The sequence below is a fragment of the Methanobrevibacter sp. genome (genome assembly GCF_045114555.1).
In the GTDB taxonomy this organism is placed as follows: Archaea; Methanobacteriota; Methanobacteria; order Methanobacteriales; family Methanobacteriaceae; genus Methanobrevibacter.
Genome location: NZ_JBGUKT010000037.1, coordinates 1 through 21,471 on the forward strand (window position 1 = coordinate 1; position 21,471 = coordinate 21,471).

A 21,471-nucleotide genomic window follows, 5' to 3' on the forward strand; every position below is an offset into this window, starting at 1 on the left:
GGTTAAAATCCTAAAAGAGGATGGTTGGGTAATTATCAGACCTTCAGGTACTGAACCAATCTTTAGATGCTTTGCTGAATCTGACTCCCAGGAAAAAGCTAATGAAATGGCTAGTTGGGGAATCAGTTTGGTAGAGAAATATAAAAATTAATAAAAATTTATTTTAAACTATTAGGGACTAATTTTAATTATTCTCTAATATTTACTATTTTTGAGAATATGATACCAGATAACAATAAATCAAAATTAATACTTATTTTAGTGATTATCTTAGCGATAGCTATTGTTTTCTTTGGATATGCAATATCTATGAATAATTCAAGCAATTCTAATGAGGGCATTGATGCAAATGTTGATGATGCATTCATAATTAACCAGTCATATCCGGATGGGCCAACCGCTGAAGCGAAAATAGACACTTCCAATGTGAACTCTGAGTTGCTTGGTGAAAATGAGTTGGGGACAGTAGAATTGTTAGGACCTTTTGGAAACCCTAATTCAAACATTAAAATAGCTTATTCAATCGGTATGCATCCATTGGAAAGCAAGGCTCATAAGGCTTTATTTGATACTGTAAATTCTAAAAGCGCTTCTTTGAATTATTGTTATTATATCTACAAAATCAATGTAACAAATTATGATGCTGATGATGAGGGCAGAATGGATGGTCAGTTGCTTGCTCAGGAGTTTGTAGCCCCTCATATAATCAACAATGATTATGACCTTTTTGTGGATGTTCATAGTAATAAGGGGATGATTTCAGGAACTTATGAAGAGACTAATTTTGTCTTTGCAGTAGGTCAGGATGAAAAGTCAGAGGCCTTTGTAAATAAGATCTTAAATAAAATGCCAGAGCTGGTTTATTATTTCCCAAATGCGCAGTCAAGTCCCCCTTATATCACATTGCCTACAGAGCAAGCGGGGATTCCAACTGTAAACTATGAGACATATTGTTATGAGCCAATCAATACAACTTATGATTTGATGAATAAGTTTGTAAATGTTGTAGATAATTTAGAATTTTAATGCAGTTTTAAAGTGAGATGTGTGTAAATGTTTAAGAATAATTATCCTCAAGAGCCTACAGATGAGGCAAAAGTGGATTCTTCACTATATGATGCAGAATTGATTGGAGAAAATGACTTGGGAACTGTTCATCTCCATGGACCTTTTGGAAACACTGATTCAGATATTAAAGTAGCTTACTTAATTGGTATGCATCCAATGGAAAGCAAGGCTCATAGAGGATTGTTTGATACCATAGTTGATTGGGATAAGGAAGGAATTTTAAACTATTCCTATTATATTTACAATATAAATGTGGTTGGAGAATTAGATGCAGAAACAGAAGGTCGTATGGATGGACAATTGCTTGCTCAAGAGTTTGTAGCTCCACATATAATAGATAATGATTATGATTTCTTTGCAGACATTCACAGCAATAAAGGATTGAAGGGTCCTGGAACTTATGCAAAAACCAATTTCATTTTCGCTCCAGGATTTGATGAGGAATCAACACATATTTTGAATATTCTTTTGGATAAGATCACTGAACTTGTTTATTATGCTCCAGAGTATAGGACAAGTCCTCCATACATTACAATTCCTGTTGTAGAAAGTGGGATTCCAACAATTGTGTATGAAACTTATTCCTATGAGCCAATGGAAAGAACATATGATTTAAGTGAAAAATTAGTCAATGCAATTGATAATCTAAAGTTTTGATTTTTTAACCGATCTCTATTTTTATTTTTCTTATTTTTTCAATAAATTTTTCTTTTCATTATTTTAATTTTAGCTATTATTAAAATATAGTCATATATGACAAACCTATTTTTAATTAATTATTATTTCAATTTAATTAATTCAAATTCATTTTTTATTTATTATTAATTCTATAATCTACATAAACTAATTAATTATTATAAAAGTAGTAAAAAATAGGTAAAAAAGTTAAAAATTTTAAAAAAATAGTTACATATTTTCCAAGCATTCCATTTTTAGGACTCTTGCATCATCGTTTGATGGGTCGAGAGCAAGAACTTTAGTGAAAAGGATTTCCGCTTCATCGAATCTGTCAAGTTCCATCAATACAACTCCCTTGTTCAATAGGAATGATGTGTTTCTTGGCTCGAGTTCTATCGCTTTGTCATAGCATTCAATTGCCTCTTCAAATCTACCAAGATCAAGAAGAGCGTTTCCTTTTCTGTTTTGTGCTGTTGCGTCTATTTCAGAATCTTCCAAACATAATTCCAAAGCCTTGTCATATGCTTCCAATGCCTCTTCAGGCCTTTCCATATCAGTCAATACATTTCCACGTGCATTCCAAACTTCTGGGTTGGTGTCGTCAATGGTGATCAATTTGTCATAAACCTCTAAGGCCTTGTCGAATTCTGCCAAGATTTCCAAAATGAATCCTCTCCAATAGAGAACTACTGGATTGTTAGGGTTTGCATTCAATGCTCCATTGCTTGCTTCAAGAGCTTCTTCTATATTCCCAGAGTTAAGCATAGCTATTGCCTTGTTGTTCCAAATGTATTCATTATCCCCTTCTATTTCCAAAGCCTTGTCATAACATTCAATGGATTCATCAAAACGGTCGAGCCTGCTTAAATTGTCCCCTTTTTTGTTTAAGAGATAAACGTCATTAGGGTCAATCTTTAAGGCAGCATTATAGCATAAGACAGACTTGTCATATTTGCCTGTATCAAATAAAATGTCTGCCCTTTGAGTGATCATCTCTTTTTGGTCGATCTTTTCCCCTTTCCATTTATTGATGTCTAGTTTTTCAAAATAGATTACTTGGAATAAATCATCATCAGAGATTCCATCAGGATACATTTTTTTAAATTCCTTAACCATCTCATTTGAATCTTCGTATCCTTCCTCTTGAGCTAGCTTATCATTGTTCTTGATTTCTTTAAATGGAAGTGTTTTCACATCAGTAACTTGAGCTTCAAAAATTTTCTTTTTTTCTTTAGAAGCTAAATTCCAATAACAATGAAGCCTATCTCCAACTTTTAAAGGTGTTTTCCATAACTTCCTTACAGTCATAGCTTTTTTATTTGTGATTATGTTTATGTTCTGACTTCCAAAGGACATGATTGGCATTTTATCACCTTTTTTGGAGACTTTTAATAAAAAATAGTCTAAAATAATAATTAAGTAATCTTAATTATATTATTATCTTTATTGAAAAATTAATAAACTTATCTATTTATTTTTTAAGTTTTTCAATTTGATTAATTTAAATTGATTTCAATTGAAGTTATGAATATGAACAATTTTTTAATAGCTATTTAAATGCTTTTTTGACCAAATTCTGCAGTTTTTACATTTATGTCCTGATTAGGGTATGCATCTTTAATCCTTTTAGCGATATCCTCCATGTCATGAGGATTTGGCTCTTCTGCCTCTGCCAATGATTCATCTAAAACGCATCTGTTTCTAAATTGCTGAATGGTGTATAAATCACATTCCACTTCATCCACTATTGTAAAAAGGTCTTCTTCTGTGAGCAATTTAGGGCAATAAGTGGTTCTGCATTCTAAAGTGATATCCTCATAGCTATTTACAATTTCCATGGATTCCTTTACCTTTTGCCCAATATCTGCATTGATGACTTCATTGTATTTATCGAAGGGTGCCTTAACATCCATAGCCACATAATCCACTAATCCTAAATCAAGTATTTTTTGAAGTCTATCTGGGTAAACTCCGCTTGTATCCAATTTGGTTTTAAGGCCGATTTCCCTAACATATTTGAAGATTTCAATAACATCTTCATATTGGACTAAAGGTTCTCCACCTGAGACAACAACAGCATCCATAAACATTGCAGAATCATCAATTTTTTCATATATCTCTTCCAAGCTGATTTCAGTTCCCTCTTCCAAAATTTCACTATTACTGCAATAAGGACACCTAAGAGGGCATTTTGCTAAAAATATTACAAAAGACATATTTTTAGGATATTCAATTGATGATGTTACTGTAACGCTGTATTCCATTTTATCAAACCTTTAATCTTATTTTAGTTTTTTTAATTTCAGTAAGTATTATTTATTCATTTATCTTTTTAATCTTCGTTTAAAATTTCTCGCATGACATTTAAGAATTTTTTATCTTCTTCCAATGTACAAATGCTTATTCTAAAGTAATATTCATCCAATCCTTTAAATGAAGTGCAGTCTCTTACAATCATTCCTCTTTTCATGAATTCTCTTGTAATCTCTGCAGCTGTGTAACCTGTATTGTGAATGTCAATTAACATGAAATTTGAATATGATTTATAGACTTTAACTGATTTCATTTTAGATATCTCATCATATAAGAAGTCTCTGCTTTCTATTCCATCCTTAATGGATTTATCAATGTATTCCGTATCTTTTATTGTTGTGAGAGCAGCTATATAGGAAAGTTTTGTAAGTGAAAAGACAGGTTTGATTCTGTGCATGAATTCAATTATCTCTTTGCTTGAAATACCATAACCGATTCTCATTCCTGCAAGTCCCATCACTTTAGACATTGTTCTTAGAATGAAAATATTATCATATTCATCTAAAAGGTTTACATTGTTGGTTAGTGAGTATTCAAAGTATGCTTCATCTATTACAACCACTGCATCACACAGTCCGCCTTTGGATTTATTGGTTTTATCTAGGATTGCTCTTAATTCGTCTTGTGAAATCAATGCTCCAGTAGGGTTATTTGGAGTGCATAGGAATAGCATCTTTGTTTTTTCATTTATTGCATTGAGTACAGAATCCAAGTCAAGGGTATTTGTTTCCAAATTCCATTTTGCATAATTTGGAATGGCGCCATATGGCTTGAATAAGAATTCATAATACATGTAAGAAGGTAAAGGGACTATAAATTCGTCACCAGGTTCAATGAAGGTTTTTGCTAAAGTATCAATAAGTTCATCTGCACCATCTCCCCCAACGATTATCTGTTCTGGCTTTACATTGGAGTATCTTGCAAATTCCTTTTTAAGTTCTTCCAAATTAGATTCAGGGTATCTGTTAATGTTTGCAAGTTCTTTTTCAATAGCTTCCTTTACTTTTGGAGATGGTCCCCATGGATTTTCATTAGATCCCAATTTGATGATATCTTCTTTTTTAACTCCAAATTCCTGTGCAATTTCCTCTTTTGATCTTCCAGGAACATAAGGGTCTAATTCCTCTACTTCTTTACGTACTTTCATTATTTTACCTTCTTGATATGTGTTTTTAATCTTTGATAGCCAGAATTTATTCAGTATGATAATATGATTATAAATTTTAGATGTTATTTATAAAAAAAGTTGATGAATAGATGAATTTATTCATCGTATTCATTTGCAAGTTCAACATAGTGTGATGCATTCCAAATAATATGGTCTCTTTGTTCTTGTGTAGTTTCCTTGATGAGCTTTCCAGGAACACCTAATATTAAACTGTTTTCTGGAAATTCCTTGTTTTCACTCACTACTGCTCCAGCACCTACAATTGAATTCTTGCCAATTTTAGCACCATTTAAAACAGTAGCATTCATTCCTATAAGAACATTGTCACCAATCTCACAGCCATGAACTACAGCACCATGCCCTATAGACACATTGTCTCCAATCTTCAGAGTCAAGTTTGCTGAAGTGTGAAGAACGCAGTTGTCCTGCACATTGGAGTTTTTGCCGATTCTTATAGGTCCTACATCTCCTCGAATAACTGCACCATGCCAGATGGAACAGTTTTCGCCAATTTCAACATCGCCTATTACTTGTGCACCAGGGAATATTTTTACGGGTTCATTGAGTTTCATAATATACTCCTCTTTTAATTTTTTTATTAATTAGATAAATTAATAAATATAAATTCAAATTATTTAATGTAAATTCTATTTAATTAATATTAATTCTATTTAATTAATATAAATTTTTAATCAATATAAATCTAATTAATTAATATAATTTTGTTAAATTCTTTATTCTTCTTTATTATCTTCTGCTTCTTCTAGAGAGATCTGTCCAGTTTCTTTTTTGTTCTGGTAAATGTGTTCTTGTTTTACCAAGACTCTCATGTCAGACTCCAGGTCTTCATATAATAAAACACCTGAACCAATTGTGGCTCTTACTCCTATTTTGACTCCAGGGCTTAAACTAGAGTTGATACCTGTTTTTACAGAGTCCCCTACAATTGCACCTAATTTACGTCTTCCAGTATCTGTTTTTTTATTTTTAATTGTGGTTTTCACAGTCTTATTGTCAAAACGTAAGTTAGCAATATTTGTTCCAGCTGCAATATTACAATTGGAACCTAAAATGGAGTCACCTACATAACTTAAATGGCTAACATTGGTGTTTTCCATAATGATTGAGTTTTTAATCTCCACTGCATTACCGATGTGGACATTATCTCCAAAGTATGAATTTCCTCTAATGTATGAATTTGGCCCAATGTCACAGTTTTTACCAATGTAAACAGGACCTTTAATGTAAACGCCTGAACGAAGAAGGCTGCCTTCATCTAAAAACACTTCTCCATGGATAGTTACTCCCTCTTCGACAGTTCCTTTGATTTCACCTTCAATATTGTTGAGCAATTCTTCGTTGATTTCAATCAATTCCCATGGTTTTCCAATGTCCATCCATTCTTTTGTGGTTTTATGTCCTTTAACCACTTTTCCATCAGCTATTTGGAGTGACAAGGAATCTGTGATTTCATATTCTCCTCTTGGGGAAACTTCAGTTTTAGCAATTTTATCAAAAATGTCCTTATTGAAAATATAGATTCCAGTGTTTATCAAATTACTTGGAGCTTCCTCTTTTTTAGGCTTTTCAACAATATTTATGATGTTATCCCCATCCAATTCAACAACACCGAATGCGCTCGGATCTTCAACTTCTGTAAGTACCATTAATGTGTCTGGCTTGGATTTTTCATAATCTTCAATGATTTCGCTAAGGATATCCACATCTAATATGATGTCTCCATTAAGAGTGATTAAACTATCTTCAATGAAGTCTTTTCCATATCCTATTGCATCTGCAGTTCCTTCCAATTTGCTTTGTGTAGCATAACTGATATTCACTCCAAGATGGGAACCATCCTTAAAGTAATTTCTAACGATCTCCTCTTTATATCCTACAATAAGGAGAATATCTTTCACACCGCAGTCTCGCAGTGCCTCTATATTATATTGAATAATAGGTTTTCCAGCAACAGGCAACATTGTTTTAGGCTTTGTGAGAGTCAAAGGTCTCATTCTTGTTCCTTCGCCTGCACTTAAAATTATAGCTTTCACCTAATTCCTCCTATTCTGCTATTTCATTATTTTTTTAATTTTTAATAGTTCTGTTTAAAATTTTCCATTTTTGTTAAAAAATATTTTTTGCTTACCTTTTTAATATTTTTTAATCAAAATTAGATACCTTATTTTTATATTACTTTTTATTCATTTAAATAATTATTTAAATTCTTTTAATTTTTATATAATTTATTATAAGTTTTTATAAAATTTATGTTCGCTAACTTCAGAACCATATTAATTAAAAAAGTTTTTTATATAAGTTTGTACATATTAAAATTATAGTTAATTAACTAATTATTTGATTAATTAAATTATAAAAAGGTGATTATATGGTAAAATATGTATGTATGCATTGTGAATACACTTGGGACTCTGAAACTGGAGATGAAACTTACAAAGTACCAGCAGGACCTATCGAAGACTTCCCTGATGACTGGGTATGCCCTCAATGTGCTGCAGGTATTGAAGGAATTATTACTGAAGATGAATAAATTTTCGTATAATTCTTCAAGCTTTTAAAGTTTGATCAAAACTTTTTCTTTTTATTTTTTTAACTATTTTTTCTTATTATACTATTTTTTCTTATTATTTTATTATTTAATCATTAAAACTATTCTTTAGGGAATTTAATTTATAATGGTTTTATTCGTAACAATTAAAACTAATAATTTTTTCATAAAAAAATTTAGAGAATAATTAAATATTCTCTTTAATAATCTTAATGCAAGTGTCTTTGATTTGTTCGGCTTTCTCTTCTGTTTTTGCCTCTAAAGTTATTCTAACATAATCTTCAGTTCCAGAAGGTCTGACTAGAACCCAACTTCCATCATTGAAACTTAATCTGATTCCATCAATTGTATTGATGTCTTTTATGTCATCAAATGCACCTTTCAAAAGGTCTTCCATGTTTTCCATAACTTTGAATTTCTCTTCTTTGGAACAGATTACCTTTTCTCTCATATGAGGGTATTGGTGGAATTTTTCAAGAAGTTCAGATAATTTTCCTTCTTTAGAAACGATTTCAGCCATTCTAAGACCTGATAAGATTCCATCTGGGCACATGCAGAAGTCTGGATGTAACCAAGTACCTGATGGTTCTCCACCAAAGCTTGCATTTTCTTCAATCATCACTTCAGCAACGTTTACGTCACCTACTTTGGTTCTTAGAACTTTTCCTCCAACTTCTTCCATTGCTTCATCCATGCATAATCCTGCATCGACAGTGGTTACAACAGTTCCACCGAATTTCTTTGAAACAAGTGCTAAAAGTTTATCAAACTCGGAAACTCTTCCTTTCTCATCAACAGTAATCATTCTGTCTGCATCACCATCATGAGCAATTCCCAAGTCGGATCCGGTTGCTACAACCGCTTTCATTAAGCTTGAAAGGTTTGCTTCATTTGGTTCAGGGTTTCTACCTGGGAAAAATCCATCAACTTGTGAGTTTAAGGTGATGACTTCGCATCCTGCCTTTCTGAATATAAGTGGGGAAAGCTCTGATCCTGCACCGCATGCACAGTCAATAACCACTTTAAGGCCAGGTTTAATGTCCACAATATCTAATAAGTCATCAATGTACTGCTTTTTGATTTCATCGTTATGGCTTATGATACCAATCTTGTCCCATTCCACTTTGCCGAAGTCTTGGTTATAATAGATTTCCTCTATTTTCTCTTCCTGTTCTGGGGTATAAGCCATTCCATTCTTATTCCAAAGCTTTATACCATTGTACTGTGATGGGTTGTGGGATGCGGTAAGCATTATCCCTGCATCACCGTCAAGCTTTAAAGTTGCATATCCTACAAGAGGGGTTGGCACCATACCTATTTTAACAACATCCACTCCATGTTCGATGAGACCTGCAGTAATTGCTTGTTCCAACATTCTATTGGTGGTTCTGGTGTCATATCCGATAACAACTTTTCCAGTATTGTTTAAGTATTTTGCAAGTGATTTACCTATTTTCAATGCTAGTTCTGAATTAATTTCTGAACCGATTTTCCCTCTTATTCCAGAAGTTCCAAATAGTTTTTTATTTGCCATGATTTAACCCCTTTTAATGAATTAGTTGTGAAAGAAATATTAATTAGTTTTTATTTATTTAAGCTCCGAATTTATGTGCATAACCCATTAAATCAGTAATGATGTTCATCACATCTGCACCTCTGATTCTGCACATTCCACCTTTAGCCACTGCAAATTCATTGTATTCCTTTACATCATCCACTCTTACTTCCGGACCATTTATTAAGATAGGGACTGGGTCTCCAGAGTGGTTTTTAACGGAAATAGGTGTAGAATGATCAGCAGTTAAGAAGATATAGCAATCTTCCAATTTAAGGAGTTCGCTCATTACAACTTCATCCACTTTTTCAATGAATTTCAATTTTTCCTCTGCATTACCGTCGTGACCTGCTTCATCTGCACCATCAATATTGATTAGGAAGAAGTCATGCTCACTATTGTTTACCTGGTCGATGATGGTGTCTCTAATGTTTTCGAGGTTAGTGTCAGTACCTCCAGTAACATCTTCCATTTCAATGATATCCATTCCTGCAAAGCGACCAATACCCATAATAAGTCCAGTTTCTGCAATGCATGCTGAATTTACTTCATACTTGTCGTTGATTGATTCCACTTCAGGCACTTCTCCAGCACCACGAGGAATGATTATGTTTGCAGGTGCTTCACCTTCTTCTATTCTTTTAAGATTTACTGGATGGTCTTTAGTCATTTCATAAGATTTAGCTACTAATTTGTTTAATATGTCTGCAGTCTTTTCCGCTTCTGGACTTCCATCAAGAGCTTTAACTACTTTAGGTTTGTTTCCTTCCACTTTAGGATCTGCATCGCTTACTTTGCCAGACAATCCTTCACCCCTAAGCACTAAAACTGCTCTGTGTCCAGTTGATTCCTTAAAGATGATTTCAATGTCTTCATATCCTTCAATTTTCATAGTGTTTAGGGTTGCTATGATTTCATCTGTTCCATCTCTAATTCTTCCTGCACGTCTATCTGTAATGATTCCATCTTCATCTGATGTTGAAAAATTGCATCTGAATGCTATGTCTCCAGGAATAACATCTACACCAACACCAACGGCTTCAAATGGTCCTCTTCCAGTGTATACTTCATAAGGGTTGTAACCTAAAATGGATAAGTGTGCTGTGTCACTTCCTGGAATGATTCCAGGAGCAATTGAATCCATTAATCCGGTAATTCCTCTTTCTGCCATTTTGTCCATATTTGGAGTTTTAGCTGCTTGAAGTGTAGTTTGATTGTTAAGTTCTTTTAAAGGACGGCCTGCCATCCCATCCATAACCAATATTAATCCTTTCATATTTTCACCATCACAATAAATTGAAATAGAAATAAAGTTATTTATTAATTTTTAATTTTTTATTAAAATTCTAATTTTTTATTAAAATTTTTATTTTTGATTTGAATAAATATCTGAATATTTAAAAAGTAATATTAAATTAATTAATATTTACTATTAATAAAATATATGAATTTATATGCTTATAAAATTTGTTTTTATTTTAGTGGATATTTTTTTAAAAAACTTGAAAAAATAGTTGAAATTTTATTTGTATTAAGTAAAATTGAGAAAAATCCTAAAATATTAAACATTGCTTTAGAAAATATTTTTTTAAATGAAAATCAAAAAAGTTTAAAATTAAAAAAAAGATTTGAAAAAAGAGTTTAAAGTTAAAAAACAAATAAAGTTAAAAAATTAATAAAGTTAAAAAATTAATAAAATTAAAGTTTTTACATTACAGAAACTATACCAATGATTGCTCCACAGATGGTGGCAAGCAAGTTGACATGTTCATTGTTTATGTAATGTCTTCTTTCGAGAACAGCTCCAAGTACACTGTCAATAAAGCAACCTAAAGTTCCTGAGATAACTGAAATTTTTATAGCTATTAAAGGATCTGAAATGACCCCTAATAAGAATGAAGCAATTCCAATTATTCCTGCACCTACAATTGCTGCAGAAGTTCCTAAAATTGATATTGCACCATCGGTTCCAGCAGGCACTTTCTTGAGAGTGGTTATTAAGCGAGGTTCTTGGAGAACACCAATTTCACTAGCTAATGTATCTGCTGTAGCAGTAGCAACTGCTCCAATGAATCCTCCTGCCAAAGGAAGGTAATAGCTTCCAAATGCTGCCATTAAAAAAGCAACCAAACCATTTGAGATTACATTTTTTGCAGTTCTTGTCTTTTCATATTGTCCGATTTCCTCTTTATATGGTTTTGAAAAGCGTGTAGCGAATATGCTCAAACCAAAGAACAATACGATTAAAATGAACCAACGCACTCCTGCTGAAAAGATGATTGTAATTCCCATAAAGATCATTATAAGGGAACCTAATAAGTCTAAGCTTTTTCGTTTATAGCTTATTCCACCTAAAATAAACAGAAGTATGACATATCCCCAATTTATTACAAAAGCTTCATGCATAGAATCACTTTTATTAAGTATTAGTAAATTTTTAATTGTCTAAATTAGTATTTAACAATATTATTAATCCTAATTATTATTAGTCTTAATAATTATATTCTCTAATTATTATTTAGTCTTTAATTCTTATTAAATGTTATTTTTATTTATTACTTTTACAAACTTATTTAAATAGTTTACTAATTGTTTAAATTTAATTGTATACAAAAAAGAAGTTTATTTTATTAAACTATTAGAATTAAAAGTAATAAGATTGAAATTAATTGAATTAAAAAGAGTATATGATTAAAAAAGTTTGATAAAAAATTTAAAGAATAAAAATAGTAAAAAAGAAAATAAAATATTAGAAAATTTATTCTAATACTTTACTTTTGATGATTTCCACTCTTTTAAGAGGATAGATTTTTTTAGCTTTGTGGTAAATTTCAGAAGCTAATCTACCGTTTACAGAGTTTTCTACGAGTTCATCAAAGGTTTTTTCTGAAGCTACTTTAGTAACTAATTCGTTAATGGTTTCTCTCATGTATTTTTGTTGGGAAGATTTTGCTCTTCTGGTAGTTACAGCTAATACATGGAGTTTTAATTTACGATCATCTTGGGTAGTTACAATAACAGGAGCATCGATTCTACTGGTTCCTCTTCTGATCATACTTCTTACGTAATCAGTAGTGGTTTTGTGTCCAGTGAATTTAGTGTTTGCGATGTTTCCGTTTACATCATTTACTTCAAATTGTAATTTGATGTATTGTTTAGAGAAGTCACCGGTTAATTCTCTCATGGTTACTTCTACAGTTCTTCCGTACACGAGTTCAGGGTCTCTTGCAGGGGTGGTACCGATTTCTTTGTCTCCGAATGCTACAGGAGTTTTAATGGTGTACCAAGATTTTTCTTTCCAAGTGTCACGTACTCTACGTCTTTGTTTCTTTGCCATTTATATCATTCCTCTCTATATTTTTGACGTAATTATTTTTTAGAATAATTGTTTTTGTTTTTTGAAATAAAGCATAGCTATGGCTAAACTATAATATAATATAAAATAGGATAGAAATCTAGCTATGATATAAGTTTTAGTTAAATCCAATGCTTATTGATCTCATGATGAATAATCATTAGATGAAATAAAAAATATAATATTAAAATCACAGGTTAATGGGCTAATGTCACTTTAGATATCTGAAGTGGCCTTATATCAAAAATAGATACAAAAATAGTTATAAAATTTGATTATAAGCTAAATAATTTTTATAATCTATAATTTACCTGCTCTGGAATCAATCCATTTAAATTAAAATAATATCATAAAAGTTTTAAATAAGTTTAAAACCCGCCCATAAAGGTTATTGTTAGTTATGATTTTTATAGTATATAAATATTTTTGATATTATAATTTTTATCTGATAATCATATTAGTAATTTAGTAGTATATTTGGCAGTATACATAATAATATATTAGTTAATTTTTTAAGCTATATTTAACATATTCCTATTATACTCTAAAATATTTTTAGATATATCTTTAAGATATTTTTAAATGTCTTTATATATTTTTGAAAATATTTTAATATTCCAATAAATTTCCAGTATATTTCTAGAAAATGTTTAAAAAATTTTCTCATTTTCCTGGTTTGCTACTAAAACATTTAAATAATATAAAAAATATAACAATTGTTATAAAACTTTTATGTTTCTGTAATTTGTTTTATTAAAAAAATGAAAGGAGGTAAAAAAATGTGTGAGATCTTTGGATTTAGCTCATCAAAGGAAGAAGAGCTTAATGATTATCTTAAAGAGTTTTATAGTCATTGTGAAGAGCATCCTCATGGTTGGGGATTGGCTATTTTGGATCCAGAAAAATTCAGCGTAATTAAAGAGCCTGTAAAAGCTCGAAGCAGTGTCATGCTTGGAAATATCCTATTGAATCCAATCATTTCTAAAAATGCTTTAGCACACATTCGCTTAGGCACTATTGGTGTGAAGGACTTTTACAATTGCCATCCTTTCGTTAAAAAAGACAATGCAGGTAGAAGATGGACTCTTATACATAATGGAACAGTTTTTGACTGCCCAGATTTATGTAAGTACAGCACTGAGGAAGAGGGAGAAACCGATTCCGAAAGAATTCTCCTAGGCATTGTTGATTTAATAAACAAGTTTGAATCTTTTAAAGGTGAACCTTTAAGCTTAAAGGAAAGATTTGACATAGTTTCTGACTTGATAAGCTTTATGGCATTATCTAATAAATTAAATCTAATTGTTTATGATGGAGAACAGATGTATGTTCACACAAATTATAAAGGTTCCCTACATTATTTGAAAACTGAAAACAGCATTTTCTTTTCAACTCAAGCTTTAGATTCAAATGATTGGAAAGAAGTGCCGTTGAATACTTTAATCTCCTTTTCAAATGGGGAATTACTATTTAAGGCAGAACCACATTCATTTGAATATGTTGAAACTGAAGAGCAGAATAAGTTTATTGAAAAATTTGTTAGCACTTTAAAAAGTGATGTTGAAGAGGAAAATGTGTGGTAATGGATCTTATGCTCTTTGAGGTTTAAGGTATGTTGCTTGAAGATGTTTGAAGATGTTTTTAGTGACTTGTTAGAAAATTTAGAAGTTTTAGAAATAAGAAATATGGCCCTTTTTAGGGATAATTAAATTGGAATTGGAGTTGATTAAATGGCAGATGATGCAATTACAGATGAGATGATAAGGGAAAAGATCTGTCAAATGTTTTTGGAATCTACTAAAAAATCTAAAAAAGAGTATATTGGGATAGAAATTGAGGTTCCAATAATCAACCTTAATAAGGAAGCGGTGGATTTTGATATAGTTCATCGTGTAACTGAATCATTTAAGAATCATTTCAATTCTTTTGAAGTTGAAGGCAGGGATTACGATGGAAATGTCTATGCCTTAAGAAACTGTGAAAATGACGATATGGTATGTTATGACTGTTCCTATAACAATATTGAATTTGCTATGGGAAAGGAAGAGGACCTATTCACCATCAATGAACGATTTGAGGAGTATTACAGTTTCATTAAAGAGGAGTTCGAAAGTCATAACCATACATTAAGCGGTATGGGAATAAACCCTTATAGAAAATACAATAATGAAATTCCAATTCCAAGTGAACGATACTTGATGCTTTATAATCATTTGAAGTCAGCAGACAATTATTCAGATTCATTGATGTATTTCCATGATTATCCTGGATACGGAATGTTTTCAAGTGCTTCTCAGGTTCAATTGGATGTTCCATATGATGATTTGATTGAAAACATAAACGTGTTTTCCAAATTGGAGCCAATCAAAGCGTTAATCTTTTCCAATTCAGTCCTTTTGGAGGATAATGAGGATTACGTTTGCTTTAGGGATAACCTCTGGGAGTATAGCACTCATGGAATCAATCCTCATAATATTGGAATGTATGATATTGAATTTGACAATATTAAAGAATTGGTTTCCTATCTTGAATCCTTAAACATTTACTGTGTAATGCGTGATGGAATTTACATTAATTTCCCTTCAATGCCTTTAAAGGACTATTTCAATAGCGATTCCATTGTGGGGGAATGCTATTGCAAAGGATCTTATAGGGACATTGAGTTTAAACCTTCTTTAGATGATATTGAATATTTGAGGGCATTTAAATTTATTAATTTAACATTCAGAGGAACTATTGAATATAGAAGTGTTTGCACTCAACCTATCAAGGATTCAATGGCTGTTGCAGCTTTTCATGTAGGTTTAAAACATAAAACAAAGGAACTTGAAAGGCTATTTTTTTACGCCCCTGTATTTCACGATTGTTATAACAGTACAGAGCTTAGAAAATTATTAATAAAAACCGAAATTCCAAGTTCAATTGATCAAGATTCATTGTATAGTCTTGCAAGGGATGTTTTAGATTTGGCAAATGAGGGTTTGAAAGAAAGAAATCTTGGTGAGGAAATATTTTTAGAACCATTATACAGAAATGTGGATGAAAGAACAAATCCTGGAAAAAGGATGTTGGATTCATTGAAAGAAGGAATAAGTTTGGAAAAAATCATTAAAGATTACGGTGATTTATGATATGAAGGTGTGATAAAATGGATAGGATATTCAATTTATCTAAATTGCATAAGAGTGCAAGTTCAGAGGATTTGAAACAAGGCTCTTTTGGTATAGAGTGGGAAGGTTTAAGAGTCCGTGAAAATGGAGAGCTCTCACTTAGTCCACACCCTGAAATATTTGGAAACAAATTATCAAATCCTTACATAACAACAGATTTCTCTGAAAGCCAAATAGAGATCATCACCCCTACATTTGATACTATTGATGAGGCATTTTCATTCTTCTCATTCATGTCTGATTTGGTTAACAGCTCTTTAGATGACGATGAGTTCTTATGGTTCCAATCACTGCCTTGCATACTTCCAGATTCAAGTGAAATTCCAATTGCAAAATATAAAGGTAGGGAATTGGCTGAGGAGTCAATGGAATATAGAAAAGGATTAGCTAAAAAATATGGTCTTAGGAAGCAATTGATTTCAGGTATTCATTTTAACTTCTCATTTAAGGAGGAACTCTTAGAAAAATTATATGAAAATTTGGACATCAGTGAGATTGAGAATGATGAGGATTCAATGATCTCCTATAAGGAATTCAAGAATAGGCTTTATTTGAAAATATCAAGAAATTACATTCGATATGTTTGGCTTATAATCTATCTTACAGGCTGTTCCGTTGCAGCTCACGATACATTCACTCCAGAATGTACCAAATTGATGGAGCATAGCGATAATCGTGGAGGGGTTTATAGTGAAAGAGGTCCTTCATTCAGGAATGCATCTTGCGGATATAAAAATCTAGTGCATTTATATCCTAGTTATCATTCAGTGGAGGAATTTACAAGGGATGTTCAATCTTTCATTGATGAAGGTCACTTATCACAAGCTAAGGAATTGTACACTCAAATCAGATTAAAGCCTAAAGACCCAAGTGATGTTCTTTCATCTTTAAGAAATGATGGAATTCAATATCTTGAAGTGAGAACTTTAGACATAAATCCATTTTATAAATGCGGTTTAATAAAAAAAGACATGGATTTTCTCCATTTATTCCTCATTTATACATTGATTGCTGAAGAGTCAGACTATGAAAATTGGCAAGAGGAAGCTCTTTACAATGAGGAAATGGCTGCTGAGGCAGCATACGACTTTAATATGAAATTGCTTAAGGATGGTGAGGAAATCAGTTTGGAAGAATGGGGATTAAGAATTCTTGATGAAATTGATGACATGTGCAGAACCTTAGGTATTGGCAGCAGGTCCTTGATAGATTCAATGAGACAAAGAATTGCAGATCCATCATTGACATATGGAAAAGGTCTCAGTAGATTGATTAAAGAGGAAGGTTATATCAATAGCCAATTAAAATTGTCTAAAATAAATAAGATAACAAGCAAGTATCTTTTGGAAAATACAGACTTGTTGGATGATGAAAGATTTAGGGAATATGTTCCTATTGCCCTTCAAGGGGCTAAAAAATAGTTCTTTCATCTTTAATTTTTATTTTTTTTAATAAGAATTTAAATTTCTATTTTTAATTTTTACCTTTAATTTTTATTTTAACTGAATTTTTTATTTTTTTAATTTTCCTCTTAATTTCTTTTTAATTTATTTTCTAAACTTAACTCCAACATTGAATGCATCAGCTATTTTGTCTCCAACTTCAAGGTAGTCATATAAAACATCATCGTAGACTATTGGATTAAGCAATTTCAAATCAACTTTTCCTTTTTCGCCTAAAACATCTTCATCTGCTTGAATGTTTACAATCTCTCCAGTAATCTGAGTATGGCTACCTACTTCAACAATGTTCATGACTTTGCATTCAACAGATACTTTCATTTCATTTATGATAGGTGCGTTTACCTCTTTAGCTTTAGTGGTGGTGAAACCTACCTTTTCAAGTTTATCCACATCGTATCCTGATGCCATTCCAATGTAATCTGTCTCTGCAACTTGATTTACTGTTGGGAAACCTAGAACAAACTCCTGCCTTTCCAATATGCTTTTAAGGGTTTTTCGTTTAGCAGTTGAATTGATTGCAATCATCACTGCTGGAGGGTGATGGCTACACATTGCAGCAAATGCAAGAGTACATGAATCTGCTTTTCCCTCTTCATCATAAGCAGAGGCAATAACTGTAGGAGAGGGATACATCATTGCTCTTGGTTTTAAATTAGCTTTTTTAGACATCTTTAATCCCAATTTCAATTTTTTAGATTTTAATGTTTTTCATGAAATTAACATGGTCTATGTATTTTCTTAAGACCTCTTCAACGCTTCCTTCATCCTTTACCAATTTCAAACCTGCATCTTCTGCATAGATTGCTGCTTTAGGTCCGAATTGTTCACATATTGCCACTTCACAATCTTCAATGGCTTTAATGATCTTTGGATTTTGATGTTTCATGTCTGCTTCAATTTCAACATTCCTTTGGTCTATGAACTTGAATTCATCCTTTTCCTCATCATATTCATAAACATATAATGATCTTGCTTTTCCAAAGTGCAAATCTACATTTTCTCCATTAGTTGAAGCAACAGCTATTCTCATATTAGTCACCATTTTACTTTTTTTTTTTAATTTGAATAAAAAATAAGGGTTATTCCTCTTTCCAGTTGTTGTAAATCAAGGATTCTATTTTCTGGTTATCCTCAGGGTATGTGTTCTGATTCATAATGATGAACAATTCATCAGCATATTTCAATTCCAAATCCTCATCAGGAATCAATGTGTTTCCGCTTCTTACAACAGACACAACCATAGCGGATTTTGGGATAGGAAGCTCCCAGATTTTTGTTCCGATCAGTGCACAGTCCATTGGAACAACATACTCTTCCAAAACGCTTTTTGTCTTATCGAAGTCAATTCCCTTATTCCTCTTCAAGAGTCTCATAAGCAAGGTTTCATAAATTGGGTCATTTCCAAGGATTGTTGGAATTATATATGCAAGTATTGTTACTACAATCATTGCAACAAGAGAGTTTGTAACTCCAGTCATCTCAGCAATCAATACCACTGCAGTTATTGGGGTTCTGACAGAACTTGCAAACATTGCCGCCATTGAAATCATGATGAACTTATATGCAATCATCGGGTTCAATCCAAAAATTGGGATGACAATTGCACTGAATATTGCACCGATATATGCTCCAATAACAAGAACTGGGTAGAATATTCCTCCTGGTGCACTTGAACCGAAACAGAATATCAAAAGAAGGTATTTTCCAATTAGAAGGATGATTAAAACAGATAATGGAGGCAATGTATATTCTATTAAATGCATCATGGAGTATCCTCCACCCAACACATTCGGCAAAATTAGGCCAACCACTCCGGTTATGAGAAATACAATGACATATTTAACTTCCAATGGAAGAAAACTCAATCTTTCCCACATTTCAGAAGCCTTAATCATTCCCACATTATAGATGTATCCTAAGATTCCAACGATAATTCCTAAAATAATCAAAAGATAGAAGTATTTTAAAGGAAGATTCAATGATGTGAATGGGAATATTGGGCTTTGTCCAAAGAATATTTTTGATACCAAATCGGCTACAACTGCTGAAACCAACCCTACAATAACGATGGATCTGTCAAATCCCTTATTGATTTCCTCTAAGGTGAAAATGAATCCTGCAAGTGGGGCGCTGAATGTTGCTGCAAGCCCCGCTCCGCTTCCACATACCAAAAGACGCTTTTCATCTGTTTTGCTGTTTGGCAAGTATTTTGAAACACCTTTTGCAGCCATTGCTCCTAACTGTACAGATGGCCCTTCTCTTCCCAAGGAAAGACCTCCAAGCGCTGTAAGGGTTCCTCCAAGAAACTTTGCAATCAATGTTTTCCACCAGCACACATCAAAGTATCCCTTAACTTCACCCATTACTATAGGAATTCCACTTCCTAAACTGTCCGGATCCCATTTCATTAGAAGGGCGGTGATGAATCCCATAAGTGCAAGTATTGCAAACCATGCAATTGTTAATAGGAAGTCTCCTTGTATGTACTTTAAGGTGGAAAATAGTATGTTTTCGCTATTGTCCAATCCGAATCTGTATAAGGATACAACTAGTCCTGAGAATAAACCGATTAATACAGCTTCTATAATCAGTTTGATGTAATATTTTGAATCCTCTACATTCAAACCCAATGTTTGCTTAATCATTTTCATGGTTTAACCTCAGTTTAATTGATTTTATCTAGTAATTCCACCAAATCCTTTTATAAGTTTTTCACATTCTTCAATGGATTCTTTGCTTAATGATTGAATTGAAAAGGTGTAACTGATTTCATCTTCTTTTATAGGTTCACCTTTGTAAATGTCAATTATTTCTACATCAACAACGTCATCAATTCTTTTTAAAGCGTCTTTGATGATGTGAGGATTTGATTTTCTCCTGAAGAGTGCACTTAGGTCTCTTGTGTGAATTTTTTGATTCTTGACCTTCCAATTGAACAGTTCCTCTTCATCAAGCATTTCGGTATTGGATATCTTTAGCTTTTTGACCTTTCCGTTTTCATCTTCCAAATACACGAAATCCAAACCGATTTCCTTGATTTTTCCAACATGGATTTTATCTGAATAGATATGCTTAAGCCCCACTTCCTGTCCAATGGATTGCATCAATACATTATATTCTTGGGTAAGGGCATTTATTGCCTTGTCACTTCTACCTAAAGCAGCTTGAATGTCTCCCATATGCCTTGTTGCCCTGAGGGCGATTTCAACAAACTCATCCTCATCCTCATTTGTCAATGCTTCTTTCAATTCGCTTATGGAATCAAAAAGAGCTTGCCTGATCTTTTCTCCACGCTTGTTTTCATGCTGGATGGAGTATGTAAGATATGGATTTTGGGATACTATCCTAGCTATTGTATCAATCATTAGATTGTAAATAGGACTTTCATAGTTTTCAGTGTCCTTAATGTCAACTTGAAGTTTTTCAATAGCTGAAGCTGTAGAGATGTATGAAAAGTGAGTCAAGACCTGCACAATTCCCATCATGTCATCGTGATGCTCTGGACTTGTTTCCACTATTCTCATTCCCTTGTCTTCAAGGAACTTGTAGACTTTAGGGTACCAATTTCCCTTTTCAATTGGTGTAAGCACTATGATTTGCCCTTTCAAATCTGTTGTTCTTGGACCAAATACTGGGTGAGTAGGGATGAATTCAACCCCTTCGCCAATGCATTCCTTCATTTTGCGGCTAGGGCCCTCTTTCACTGAAGTAACATCAATCATCAATGAACCTTCTTTCATGAATGGTCCCAATTCCTCTATAACTGCTTCAGTGCTTGAAATAGGAACGGAAATAATCACAATATCGCTATCTTGAACAATCTTCTTATTATTGTCACTATATTTTATTCCAAGTTCCTCACTGACTTGTTTTCCGACAATGGAATCTCTTCCTGTAATTGTAACATCGAAGTCAAAGTCTTTCATATACCAAGCAATGGTTCTTCCTAAACCTCGTGTTCCTCCAATAATTCCAATTTTCATTTTATTAGCTCTATTAGTTTTGTTTAAGAAATTGATAAAAATTATTTAAATTGATTTTGATAATTATTATTTTTGAAAATCTTATTTAAAAATTACTTAATTTTATATATTATCAATAATCATATTTTATATTGTTTTATAATAATTAT

General features: G+C 32.3%; 20 protein-coding genes and 1 pseudogene. 8 read left to right on the forward strand and 13 right to left on the reverse strand.

Annotated features, from left to right (window positions below; genetic code table 11):
- From ACJMLB_RS08495 to ACJMLB_RS08505, 3 genes and pseudogenes are all read left to right on the forward strand, one after another.
- Positions 1-151 (forward strand): annotated as a pseudogene (locus ACJMLB_RS08495) (phosphoglucosamine mutase); the annotation flags it as partial.
- Between the two features lie 68 nt (positions 152-219).
- Positions 220-1,026, forward strand: a complete 807-nt coding sequence (locus tag ACJMLB_RS08500; protein ID WP_405288726.1) for an adhesin — start codon at positions 220-222, stop codon at positions 1,024-1,026.
- A gap of 27 nt (positions 1,027-1,053) precedes the next feature.
- Positions 1,054-1,725, forward strand: coding sequence for an adhesin (locus tag ACJMLB_RS08505; RefSeq protein ID WP_295605653.1), 672 nt, complete (start codon positions 1,054-1,056; stop codon positions 1,723-1,725).
- A gap of 249 nt (positions 1,726-1,974) precedes the next feature.
- Here the strand turns inward: ACJMLB_RS08505 and ACJMLB_RS08510 are convergent, their stop codons facing one another.
- The 5 genes from ACJMLB_RS08510 to glmU all read right to left on the reverse strand — a co-directional run bounded on the left by ACJMLB_RS08510 (position 1,975) and on the right by glmU (position 7,281).
- Positions 1,975-3,111 carry a tetratricopeptide repeat protein gene (locus ACJMLB_RS08510; RefSeq protein WP_296869793.1) on the reverse strand — a complete coding sequence of 379 codons (1,137 nt, stop codon included), beginning with the start codon at positions 3,109-3,111 and terminating at the stop codon, positions 1,975-1,977.
- 188 nt (positions 3,112-3,299) lie between these two features.
- A complete protein-coding gene (locus ACJMLB_RS08515) occupies positions 3,300-4,010 on the reverse strand; it encodes an anaerobic ribonucleoside-triphosphate reductase activating protein (RefSeq protein WP_296869791.1) in 711 nt (236 codons plus the stop codon).
- Between the two features lie 68 nt (positions 4,011-4,078).
- Positions 4,079-5,206 (reverse strand): histidinol-phosphate transaminase, encoded by a 1,128-nt coding sequence (hisC, locus tag ACJMLB_RS08520; RefSeq protein WP_296869789.1) that lies wholly within the window; start codon positions 5,204-5,206, stop codon positions 4,079-4,081.
- Positions 5,207-5,322: 116 nt separating this feature from the next.
- Complete coding sequence (locus tag ACJMLB_RS08525; RefSeq protein ID WP_295605662.1) at positions 5,323-5,799, reverse strand: gamma carbonic anhydrase family protein; 477 nt, start codon at positions 5,797-5,799, stop codon at positions 5,323-5,325.
- A 162-nt stretch (positions 5,800-5,961) separates the two neighbouring features.
- A complete protein-coding gene (gene glmU, locus ACJMLB_RS08530; RefSeq protein WP_295605664.1) occupies positions 5,962-7,281 on the reverse strand; it encodes a bifunctional sugar-1-phosphate nucleotidylyltransferase/acetyltransferase in 1,320 nt (439 codons plus the stop codon).
- Between the two features lie 335 nt (positions 7,282-7,616).
- Between glmU and ACJMLB_RS08535 the strand changes: the two genes are divergently transcribed.
- Positions 7,617-7,778, forward strand: coding sequence for a rubredoxin (locus ACJMLB_RS08535; RefSeq protein WP_074798578.1), 162 nt, complete (start codon positions 7,617-7,619; stop codon positions 7,776-7,778).
- A gap of 205 nt (positions 7,779-7,983) precedes the next feature.
- On the opposite strand, the gene glmM is transcribed toward ACJMLB_RS08535, so the two are convergent.
- Complete coding sequence (gene glmM, locus ACJMLB_RS08540) at positions 7,984-9,330, reverse strand: phosphoglucosamine mutase (RefSeq protein WP_405325373.1); 1,347 nt, start codon at positions 9,328-9,330, stop codon at positions 7,984-7,986.
- Between the two features lie 58 nt (positions 9,331-9,388).
- On the reverse strand, positions 9,389-10,627 hold the full coding sequence (locus ACJMLB_RS08545; RefSeq protein ID WP_405325376.1) for a 2,3-bisphosphoglycerate-independent phosphoglycerate mutase: 1,239 nt from the start codon (positions 10,625-10,627) through the stop codon (positions 9,389-9,391).
- A gap of 168 nt (positions 10,628-10,795) precedes the next feature.
- Between ACJMLB_RS08545 and ACJMLB_RS08550 the strand changes: the two genes are divergently transcribed.
- Positions 10,796-10,996, forward strand: coding sequence for a hypothetical protein (locus ACJMLB_RS08550; protein ID WP_405325378.1), 201 nt, complete (start codon positions 10,796-10,798; stop codon positions 10,994-10,996).
- Positions 10,997-11,058: 62 nt separating this feature from the next.
- Here the strand turns inward: ACJMLB_RS08550 and ACJMLB_RS08555 are convergent, their stop codons facing one another.
- Together ACJMLB_RS08555 and ACJMLB_RS08560 are read right to left on the reverse strand one after the other, a co-directional pair.
- Positions 11,059-11,757, reverse strand: a complete 699-nt coding sequence (locus tag ACJMLB_RS08555; RefSeq protein ID WP_405325381.1) for a TIGR00297 family protein — start codon at positions 11,755-11,757, stop codon at positions 11,059-11,061.
- 352 nt (positions 11,758-12,109) lie between these two features.
- Positions 12,110-12,688: a 30S ribosomal protein S3ae gene (locus ACJMLB_RS08560; RefSeq protein ID WP_298536487.1), complete on the reverse strand. Its 579-nt coding sequence runs from the start codon at positions 12,686-12,688 to the stop codon at positions 12,110-12,112.
- Positions 12,689-13,485: 797 nt separating this feature from the next.
- On the opposite strand from ACJMLB_RS08560, the gene ACJMLB_RS08565 reads away from it, so the two are divergent.
- From ACJMLB_RS08565 to ACJMLB_RS08575, 3 genes are all read left to right on the forward strand, one after another.
- Entirely contained in the window at positions 13,486-14,289 is an 804-nt protein-coding gene (locus tag ACJMLB_RS08565) for a class II glutamine amidotransferase (RefSeq protein WP_405325384.1), read from the forward strand.
- Between the two features lie 147 nt (positions 14,290-14,436).
- Positions 14,437-15,837, forward strand: coding sequence for a hypothetical protein (locus ACJMLB_RS08570; protein WP_405325387.1), 1,401 nt, complete (start codon positions 14,437-14,439; stop codon positions 15,835-15,837).
- A gap of 17 nt (positions 15,838-15,854) precedes the next feature.
- A complete protein-coding gene (locus ACJMLB_RS08575) occupies positions 15,855-17,297 on the forward strand; it encodes a glutamate--cysteine ligase (RefSeq protein WP_405325390.1) in 1,443 nt (480 codons plus the stop codon).
- A 126-nt stretch (positions 17,298-17,423) separates the two neighbouring features.
- Here the strand turns inward: ACJMLB_RS08575 and ACJMLB_RS08580 are convergent, their stop codons facing one another.
- Genes ACJMLB_RS08580 through ACJMLB_RS08595 form a run of 4 tightly spaced genes read right to left on the reverse strand, consistent with a single transcriptional unit; the run spans position 17,424 to position 21,322 of the window.
- Entirely contained in the window at positions 17,424-18,008 is a 585-nt protein-coding gene (locus ACJMLB_RS08580) for a flavin reductase family protein (RefSeq protein WP_405325393.1), read from the reverse strand.
- Positions 18,009-18,030: 22 nt separating this feature from the next.
- Positions 18,031-18,369 carry a NifB/NifX family molybdenum-iron cluster-binding protein gene (locus tag ACJMLB_RS08585; protein WP_405325396.1) on the reverse strand — a complete coding sequence of 113 codons (339 nt, stop codon included), beginning with the start codon at positions 18,367-18,369 and terminating at the stop codon, positions 18,031-18,033.
- A gap of 49 nt (positions 18,370-18,418) precedes the next feature.
- On the reverse strand, positions 18,419-19,990 hold the full coding sequence (locus ACJMLB_RS08590; protein WP_405325399.1) for a ClC family H(+)/Cl(-) exchange transporter: 1,572 nt from the start codon (positions 19,988-19,990) through the stop codon (positions 18,419-18,421).
- 24 nt (positions 19,991-20,014) lie between these two features.
- The gene (locus tag ACJMLB_RS08595; protein ID WP_405325402.1) at positions 20,015-21,322 is read right to left on the reverse strand and encodes a prephenate dehydrogenase; all 1,308 of its coding nucleotides are present in this window, start codon (positions 21,320-21,322) and stop codon (positions 20,015-20,017) included.
- Positions 21,323-21,471 lie beyond the last annotated feature (149 nt).

Bases quoted from the DNA above. Each gene is read 5' to 3' on its own strand.
- ACJMLB_RS08500 (WP_405288726.1), top strand. From the start codon at position 220: ATGATACCAGATAACAATAAATCAAAATTAATACTTATTTTAGTGATT.
- ACJMLB_RS08505 (WP_295605653.1), top strand. From the start codon at position 1,054: ATGTTTAAGAATAATTATCCTCAAGAGCCTACAGATGAGGCAAAAGTG.
- ACJMLB_RS08510 (WP_296869793.1), bottom strand. From the start codon at position 3,111: ATGCCAATCATGTCCTTTGGAAGTCAGAACATAAACATAATCACAAAT.
- ACJMLB_RS08515 (WP_296869791.1), bottom strand. From the start codon at position 4,010: ATGGAATACAGCGTTACAGTAACATCATCAATTGAATATCCTAAAAAT.
- hisC (WP_296869789.1), bottom strand. From the start codon at position 5,206: ATGAAAGTACGTAAAGAAGTAGAGGAATTAGACCCTTATGTTCCTGGA.
- ACJMLB_RS08525 (WP_295605662.1), bottom strand. From the start codon at position 5,799: ATGAAACTCAATGAACCCGTAAAAATATTCCCTGGTGCACAAGTAATA.
- ACJMLB_RS08535 (WP_074798578.1), top strand. From the start codon at position 7,617: ATGGTAAAATATGTATGTATGCATTGTGAATACACTTGGGACTCTGAA.
- glmM (WP_405325373.1), bottom strand. From the start codon at position 9,330: ATGGCAAATAAAAAACTATTTGGAACTTCTGGAATAAGAGGGAAAATC.
- ACJMLB_RS08545 (WP_405325376.1), bottom strand. From the start codon at position 10,627: ATGAAAGGATTAATATTGGTTATGGATGGGATGGCAGGCCGTCCTTTA.
- ACJMLB_RS08550 (WP_405325378.1), top strand. From the start codon at position 10,796: ATGAATTTATATGCTTATAAAATTTGTTTTTATTTTAGTGGATATTTT.
- ACJMLB_RS08555 (WP_405325381.1), bottom strand. From the start codon at position 11,757: ATGCATGAAGCTTTTGTAATAAATTGGGGATATGTCATACTTCTGTTT.
- ACJMLB_RS08560 (WP_298536487.1), bottom strand. From the start codon at position 12,688: ATGGCAAAGAAACAAAGACGTAGAGTACGTGACACTTGGAAAGAAAAA.
- ACJMLB_RS08565 (WP_405325384.1), top strand. From the start codon at position 13,486: ATGTGTGAGATCTTTGGATTTAGCTCATCAAAGGAAGAAGAGCTTAAT.
- ACJMLB_RS08570 (WP_405325387.1), top strand. From the start codon at position 14,437: ATGGCAGATGATGCAATTACAGATGAGATGATAAGGGAAAAGATCTGT.
- ACJMLB_RS08575 (WP_405325390.1), top strand. From the start codon at position 15,855: ATGGATAGGATATTCAATTTATCTAAATTGCATAAGAGTGCAAGTTCA.
- ACJMLB_RS08580 (WP_405325393.1), bottom strand. From the start codon at position 18,008: ATGTCTAAAAAAGCTAATTTAAAACCAAGAGCAATGATGTATCCCTCT.
- ACJMLB_RS08585 (WP_405325396.1), bottom strand. From the start codon at position 18,369: ATGAGAATAGCTGTTGCTTCAACTAATGGAGAAAATGTAGATTTGCAC.
- ACJMLB_RS08590 (WP_405325399.1), bottom strand. From the start codon at position 19,990: ATGAAAATGATTAAGCAAACATTGGGTTTGAATGTAGAGGATTCAAAA.
- ACJMLB_RS08595 (WP_405325402.1), bottom strand. From the start codon at position 21,322: ATGAAAATTGGAATTATTGGAGGAACACGAGGTTTAGGAAGAACCATT.